The following is a 5780-nucleotide window of genomic DNA, read 5'->3' as shown; positions in this document are numbered from 1 at the left end:
TATGCTAAAAAATCATCCCTACTTGAAAACCAAAATTTATGGAAGCAGGCAACCCATTTCCAAACCGAAACGGAATGGGTATTGCAAGAAAATAGGTCACCTTTTTCTTTTTTATTATTGGTTTGTTTACAACGGCTGTAAAACCATAACGACCACTGGTATTAAAAGCAAGTCTGGTTAAAAAATTAAACCCTCCTATGTTTCGGTAGATAACACCAGGATGAAATAATAGACCGGTTACGCTGCTTGTATTGTCATTAACAGAAATCGTAGGCACAAATTCTATACTATAAGCTATTTTATCACTTTGTAAAAAATTGATTCCAACTGGGAAACCTACGTTATAGCTACCACTAAAATTAAAATGATTTTCATTCCGTGTGAATGTAGCAATTGGATGAACAATACTGAAGTAGCTTTTTATCTTTGGGTAATTAGCTGATTTATTATCTTTCTGAGAAAGAGCAATATTACTTGTTAAAAATAATATAAGCAAAATAAGTATGAGTTGTTTTTCGGCTCTGTTCATTACTAGTTTAATGATTTATCAAGTACAAGTATATGACTAGAATCTGTAGGAATTCGGGAAGATACTCTGGTTATTCGAAATCCACTTCAAAAATGTGCAACCCTTCTTCTTCACGATAATGAAGTCCCCATCCGCTTGTTTCAGATATCTTGCGGGCAATGGCCAGTCCCAGCCCCCACGTATCCGGGTTGCCGGACTGTTTATAAAAACGGTGAAACAATTTTTCTTTGTCCAAGGCTTTTAGCCTTCCTGTGTTAACGATGGAAAGCCTGTTTTTCATTATGGAAATAATGACCTTCCCTTCCTTGGTATTGTGCAGGAAGGCATTTTTAAGCAGATTCTGGATCAATATTTCGGTAAGCACTACATTTCCCTGAACAATCAGCTCAGTCTCTTTTTTTATGGTGACCTCAATGCCTTGTGCACCTTTCTGTTCTTCGTAATAAACTAGGGATTTGTTGATGATTCCGTTTACAGGAATTTTTTCGGAAAGAAGAAATTGCCGGTTTTCAATTTTAGATAGGAGCAACAGGGTCTTATTTAATTTTTTTAAACGTTGTGTCGATCTAATGATACTTTCTATTATGGCTGCTTGGTCAAATGTTGGTTCTAGGCTAATAAGGGTTTCTAAACGTGATTGGATAACAGACAAAGGTGTTTGCATTTCGTGGGAAGCATTTTCAATAAACTGTTTTTGGCTGTCAAATACTTCTTTGTTTTTTTCCATGAGTTCTGTGATGGCATCCCAGAGGGTTTGGAATTCATCGATCCGGGAAGGTGAGAGAACTGGTGTTTGCTGCTTATCCAACCGATAATGCCTCAATTTCTCAAGCATTTCGTAGAAAGGGTTCCATATCTTTTTGGATATAAAGCGTTGTGACAGATAGTAACACAAAGTTATACCTAAGAGCAATCCTCCCAAGGTAATGGCGATGGTACTTATTATTTCAGTTACTTCCAGGTGGGGTTTTACGATTTCCAGCCTGTAATAGTCTCCATGTAGTTTTACATGGGCACTGAGTTTACGGTATTCGTCCAGTTCGTCATCCACCGGTTCGTAAACGAGGGTGTCTGTATATACCTCCTTTCTTTTTTGAAAGGTTTCTTTATCTATGGGATAAAAAGTAAAATCGTCCAGCGGATTGTCTTCCACAAAGGGCGCCCGGGGATTTTCCTTAAGATACACCAAAAGATTCATTTTCCGGTTAAACAATACTTCATCTACATTTTGCAGTACATTCCAACTCAATACCAAAAAAAACAATACCGAAAAGATCCCAAAGAGGATCAGGAAGAGAACAAGTTGAATACGGGAGGTATAGTTAAGGAGCTTCATATTTCCTCGATTTGATACCCGACACCATATATATTTCTGATTTCAACTTCGGCTCCGGCCTTGACCAATTTTCGTCGAAGGTTTTTAATTTGGGAAAATAGAAAGTCAAAGCTTTGTGCTTCATCTACGTAATCACCCCATATGTATTCGGCCAATGCAACTTTGGTTAGAACCCTTTTATGATTATTGATCAAATGAGTAAGTATGGCAAATTCTTTTTTGGTAAGGGAAATACTATTTTCCAGATCATTTAGTCCGACTTGATGTTGATCAGGGTCGACGACCAGGTTTGCAAAATTGACCAGTTTGTTGGTCTTGAATTGTTTTCTGCGTATAATAGCTTTTATTCGAGCATCAAGTTCAGAAAAATAAAACGGTTTGGTCAAATAATCATCGGCGCCCAATCCTAGGCCCTTCAGTTTGTCTTCCAATGAATCGCGTGCCGATAGTATAATTACCCCATGGCTTTTTTCCTTTCGGTACAGAATTTCCAAGAGTTCGAACCCGTTACCGTCAGGTAAGTTGATGTCCAGTACAATACAGTCGTAATCATAGAGGTCGACCCTTTCCAATGCGCCCTGAAGGGTTGCAACAGAATCATAAAAATAAGATTCCTTCGATGCAAAATCTTCAAGGGATTTTAGTAATTGGATCTCGTCTTCAACAATAAGTAACTTCATAGTCCCTACAAATAAACTGCTAAATTCTGTAAAAAATCGGTACTTCTTGCCTTGAAGAAATAAATATGAAGTGATTTAAACTTTTTCGAAAAATAAAAAGCAGTTCAAAATAAGTAATTTAGAGTTGAGAACCAATAAATTACAAAAAGATGAACTGCAAGTACGCAAAGTTAACAGAAAACGAATTGGAAAACTGTGTTTTGCCCTTTATTGCAAAAAACAATAGGGGTTTTAAGAGCCGGTTTGACATGGCCGATATCTTTAAGTGCATCGTCCATAAACTCAAAACGGGAAGCCAATGGCAATTTTTGTTCATTGATATAGAGGGTATTGCCCCGCCGTTTTCTTGGCAAACGGTCTATTACTGTTATCGTAAATGGTGCAGATGTGGGGTGTTCGAGGAAATGTTCCATACCTATTTGGAGATACAAAAAGACAAATTGGACACGGAAAAATTGAACCTCGACGGCACCCATAGCCTGGTAAAAAAGGCGGCCCAAAGTGTGGCTTACCAACACCGCAAGAGGGGGCGTACCTCGAACATTTTGGTCATGACCGATGGAAAAGGGATACCCATTGCCAATGGGGGCATCATCAGTGGGAACCACAATGACCTGTAAGGGATTGTTCCCCAGTACGCAAGTATGGTAAGGCAACTCAACGCATGTGGCCTTTGCTTGGAGAACAGCATCCAAAATGCCGACAAAGGCTTTGACAGCAAGTCTTTTAGGCGAGCCATACAACGAAGGAAAATGACGCCTGACATTGTAGAGAACCTTAGGAACAGAAAAAGGAAAAAGCGTGGAAGGAAAAGGGATTTTAACCAACAGGTTTATGACCAGCGCTTTGTCAATGAAAGATGTTTTGCTTGGGTAGATAGCTTCAGGACCCTTTTGGTCAGGTTTGATACCTTGGATGAATCCTGGCTGAATTGGCATTATTTAACTTTCGCCCTTATCCTATTAAAAGTTTAAACGAGTTCTATATTAAAGGTCAGTAGTTAGGGCTTGCTCAAAAAGTAAAGCCGATTTTTGTGCGAGGACGGACAGGTTCAGTACGAAGAGCGTCGCCCCTATCCATGATTCGGAGGTCTCCCTCAACTTTGCCCTGATCTGGTTGAGCGACAGCACCTGCTTCGCGTTGCCGATGCGCCCCTCGATGGCGTTCCTGTCGGCGTATTCCTCCCTTTCCCTGGCCTTCTTCCGCCTCGTTTTTTCCACGGGCCGCCCCTTCGGTGTCGCCGTCAGGCGTATGCCGTTCTCCCGGCACCATTTCCTGTTTTCGTTGGTGGCGTAGATCTTGTCGGCCTGGATCAGCTCGGGCCAATGGCCGAAAAGCGCCCTGTAGGCTTCGGCCTGTCCCTTCAGGTCGTCCGATTCGTTGTAGGCGTCCCGGCTAAGGGTGTCGGCGGCCATGTGCCCGTCAAAGTGCGAGAGGCCGAGCTTGGCCCCGAACTCCACGGGCCTGCCCTGCTTGCCCCTGACGATGGGCCTAACGTGCGGCTGGGACGGGGAAACGATGCGGTGTCGTACATGTACCGCTGCTGGCGGGCGACCTCTTGGGCGACCCACAGCCGCTTGAGGTATTTTCGGAGCAGGGGGAAGTCCGTTGCCCCGAACATGCGCGCCATGGCCTCGATGTGGCCCAGGTTGCGTTCCACGGCGTTGAGTTGGTAGCGAAATAAGTTTGAAACCCAAGAACAAAAGTGTCGCTCGATATCTCATTGGCGGTATCATTTTCGGTTTGGGCTGGGCATTGGCAGGGGCTTGCCCTGGGCCTATGTATGTATTGGTAGGCGCAGGATATATTTCTATTTTGATTGTGATTTTTGGGGCTGTGGTTGGAACTTTTTTATATGGTCTGATTAGGGATAGGTTGCCGCATTAAAAATTATCCAAATCAACTTAGAGACATTTGAATAACTTCGGTTATGCGACTATTAATTCATTCGCATCATCCAGCACCTCATTATCGAAACTTTTGAGATAAATTTCCGTTGTTCTCAAGGTATGGTGTCCAAGCCCTTCGCTTATTATTTCCGTAGATATGCCCATATTTTTTGCAATCGTAGCCCAAGAATGCCTAACGTAGTAAGATGTTAGTGGAACATTCAAATTAGCATCTTTCGCAATTATCTTACACAATTTATTAACCAATCTGCGGTCGGAACGGTATTTTTTAAATGTAGCTACAGAACCGTCATAGCCAATAGGAAAAATAAAATCATTCGGTTCCTTACCAACGGTATAATAGTCAAGTATCGAACGCAGCTCTTTAGTGATTTTAACTGATAGTGGGTCGTCGGTTTTACTTCGGCCATAAAAAATCCTACCCTGCTTGATATCCCGAACTTTTAGTTTTGCAAGGTCGATTAAGTTCATCCCTCGACAGTTAAACATACTCAAAAGATAATTTTTGGTGTGGAATAGATTGCTTCCAACAGGATAATCCAGCTCGCGAATAGTGGCAAAATTTTCCTTGGGAAGAGCCTTCTTTTTAGTCCTTCGAGTAGTTGGAATCTTATAAAAGAGAAAAGGATTTTTTTCAGGGATGTACTTATCTTCTTTGATTGCACTATTATATATAGCTCTGACCCCACGCAAGTAAGAACTTATGGTATTATTGGAATTGCCTTTAGCCTTATGTTCTGATTCAAACTCTTTCAAAAACGTTACCGTCAACTCAAAGAATTTAAGAGGTTGCCCTTCATTAAATTTTGTAATCGCGCTAATTGAATCCTTATACCATTTCGCCGTACCAGGTTCTTCTTCCTTCAACTTCCTGCTTATAAGAACCTTTGACCATTCATTTATTGTGAGTGGATTAGATAGATTCTTTTTTAATTCGGAATCCAATGAATTATCCCAGGTCTTTTTAATGTTCTCAATCAAAATATCCACGCCAATGTTATCGATAGTATCGCCCAATTCATTTATTATTGATTTAGCGGCGTGTAGTTTATCATAAAGTTCCACGTTAACTTTATCACAGTCTAAATCTCTATTGGCATTAGCAGATTTTTTCAATTCCATATTAATGCTGTCCCATCCGCAAATTGACGTATTTGTATCCATACGAATCATCCGTGGCTTTCGATGAAAAATACGAATGACGATAGGATAAAAACCATCAGAATTTTTTGATTTTTTCCGGGTGTCCAAGGTAAGTCTCGCTCGTGCCATAAGTAAAATTTTTGCAATTAAAGGTAGCCAATTTTACGCACACTTTACGCACA

7 protein-coding genes and 1 pseudogene are annotated in these 5780 nt (G+C 41.0%); 3 read left to right on the top strand and 5 right to left on the bottom strand.

All coding sequences use genetic code 11. The features are described 5' to 3' along the window. Window positions 1–4 precede the first annotated feature (4 nt). The 3 genes from DWA30_RS10120 to DWA30_RS10110 all read right to left on the bottom strand — a co-directional run bounded on the left by DWA30_RS10120 (window position 5) and on the right by DWA30_RS10110 (window position 2545). Window positions 5–529 (bottom strand): hypothetical protein, encoded by a 525-nt coding sequence (locus DWA30_RS10120; RefSeq protein ID WP_114492426.1) that lies wholly within the window; start codon window positions 527–529, stop codon window positions 5–7. A gap of 70 nt (window positions 530–599) precedes the next feature. Further along, window positions 600–1865, bottom strand: coding sequence for a sensor histidine kinase (locus DWA30_RS10115; RefSeq protein ID WP_114492425.1), 1266 nt, complete (start codon window positions 1863–1865; stop codon window positions 600–602). Further along, window positions 1862–2545, bottom strand: coding sequence for a response regulator transcription factor (locus tag DWA30_RS10110; protein WP_114492424.1), 684 nt, complete (start codon window positions 2543–2545; stop codon window positions 1862–1864). The genes DWA30_RS10115 and DWA30_RS10110 overlap by 4 nt, the downstream gene beginning before the upstream one ends. 149 nt (window positions 2546–2694) lie before the next feature. Between DWA30_RS10110 and DWA30_RS13605 the strand changes: the two genes are divergently transcribed. Both DWA30_RS13605 and DWA30_RS13600 read left to right on the top strand, forming a co-directional pair. Next, on the top strand, window positions 2695–3165 hold the full coding sequence (locus DWA30_RS13605) for a transposase (protein ID WP_114492423.1): 471 nt from the start codon (window positions 2695–2697) through the stop codon (window positions 3163–3165). 24 nt (window positions 3166–3189) lie between these two features. After that, window positions 3190–3519, top strand: a complete 330-nt coding sequence (locus DWA30_RS13600) for a transposase (protein WP_114492422.1) — start codon at window positions 3190–3192, stop codon at window positions 3517–3519. 12 nt (window positions 3520–3531) lie between these two features. Here the strand turns inward: DWA30_RS13600 and DWA30_RS13330 are convergent, their stop codons facing one another. Beyond that, window positions 3532–3960 (bottom strand): transposase, encoded by a 429-nt coding sequence (locus tag DWA30_RS13330; protein ID WP_168421764.1) that lies wholly within the window; start codon window positions 3958–3960, stop codon window positions 3532–3534. A 271-nt stretch (window positions 3961–4231) separates the two neighbouring features. Here DWA30_RS13330 and DWA30_RS10090 point away from each other — a divergent pair. Further along, window positions 4232–4432: pseudogene (locus DWA30_RS10090) on the top strand (DUF6691 family protein); the annotation flags it as partial. Window positions 4433–4473: 41 nt separating this feature from the next. On the opposite strand, the gene DWA30_RS10085 reads toward DWA30_RS10090, so the two are convergent. Next, window positions 4474–5727, bottom strand: a complete 1254-nt coding sequence (locus tag DWA30_RS10085) for a tyrosine-type recombinase/integrase (RefSeq protein WP_114492420.1) — start codon at window positions 5725–5727, stop codon at window positions 4474–4476. Window positions 5728–5780: the final 53 nt, after the last annotated feature.

Source organism: Candidatus Ulvibacter alkanivorans (assembly GCF_003333325.1).
In the GTDB taxonomy this organism is placed as follows: Bacteria; Bacteroidota; Bacteroidia; order Flavobacteriales; family Flavobacteriaceae; genus Ulvibacter_A; species Ulvibacter_A alkanivorans.
Note: the sequence above shows the minus strand (reverse complement) of the source record. Positions and strands in the feature narration are given on the sequence as shown.

What these genes read in the sequence shown, in the direction of transcription:
- DWA30_RS13600 (WP_114492422.1), top strand. Translation starts at nt 3,190, where the DNA reads ATGGTAAGGCAACTCAACGCATGTGGCCTTTGCTTGGAGAACAGCATC.
- DWA30_RS13330 (WP_168421764.1), bottom strand. Translation starts at nt 3,960, where the DNA reads ATGGCCGCCGACACCCTTAGCCGGGACGCCTACAACGAATCGGACGAC.
- DWA30_RS10085 (WP_114492420.1), bottom strand. Translation starts at nt 5,727, where the DNA reads ATGGCACGAGCGAGACTTACCTTGGACACCCGGAAAAAATCAAAAAAT.
- DWA30_RS10120 (WP_114492426.1), bottom strand. Translation starts at nt 529, where the DNA reads ATGAACAGAGCCGAAAAACAACTCATACTTATTTTGCTTATATTATTT.
- DWA30_RS13605 (WP_114492423.1), top strand. Translation starts at nt 2,695, where the DNA reads ATGAACTGCAAGTACGCAAAGTTAACAGAAAACGAATTGGAAAACTGT.
- DWA30_RS10110 (WP_114492424.1), bottom strand. Translation starts at nt 2,545, where the DNA reads ATGAAGTTACTTATTGTTGAAGACGAGATCCAATTACTAAAATCCCTT.
- DWA30_RS10115 (WP_114492425.1), bottom strand. Translation starts at nt 1,865, where the DNA reads ATGAAGCTCCTTAACTATACCTCCCGTATTCAACTTGTTCTCTTCCTG.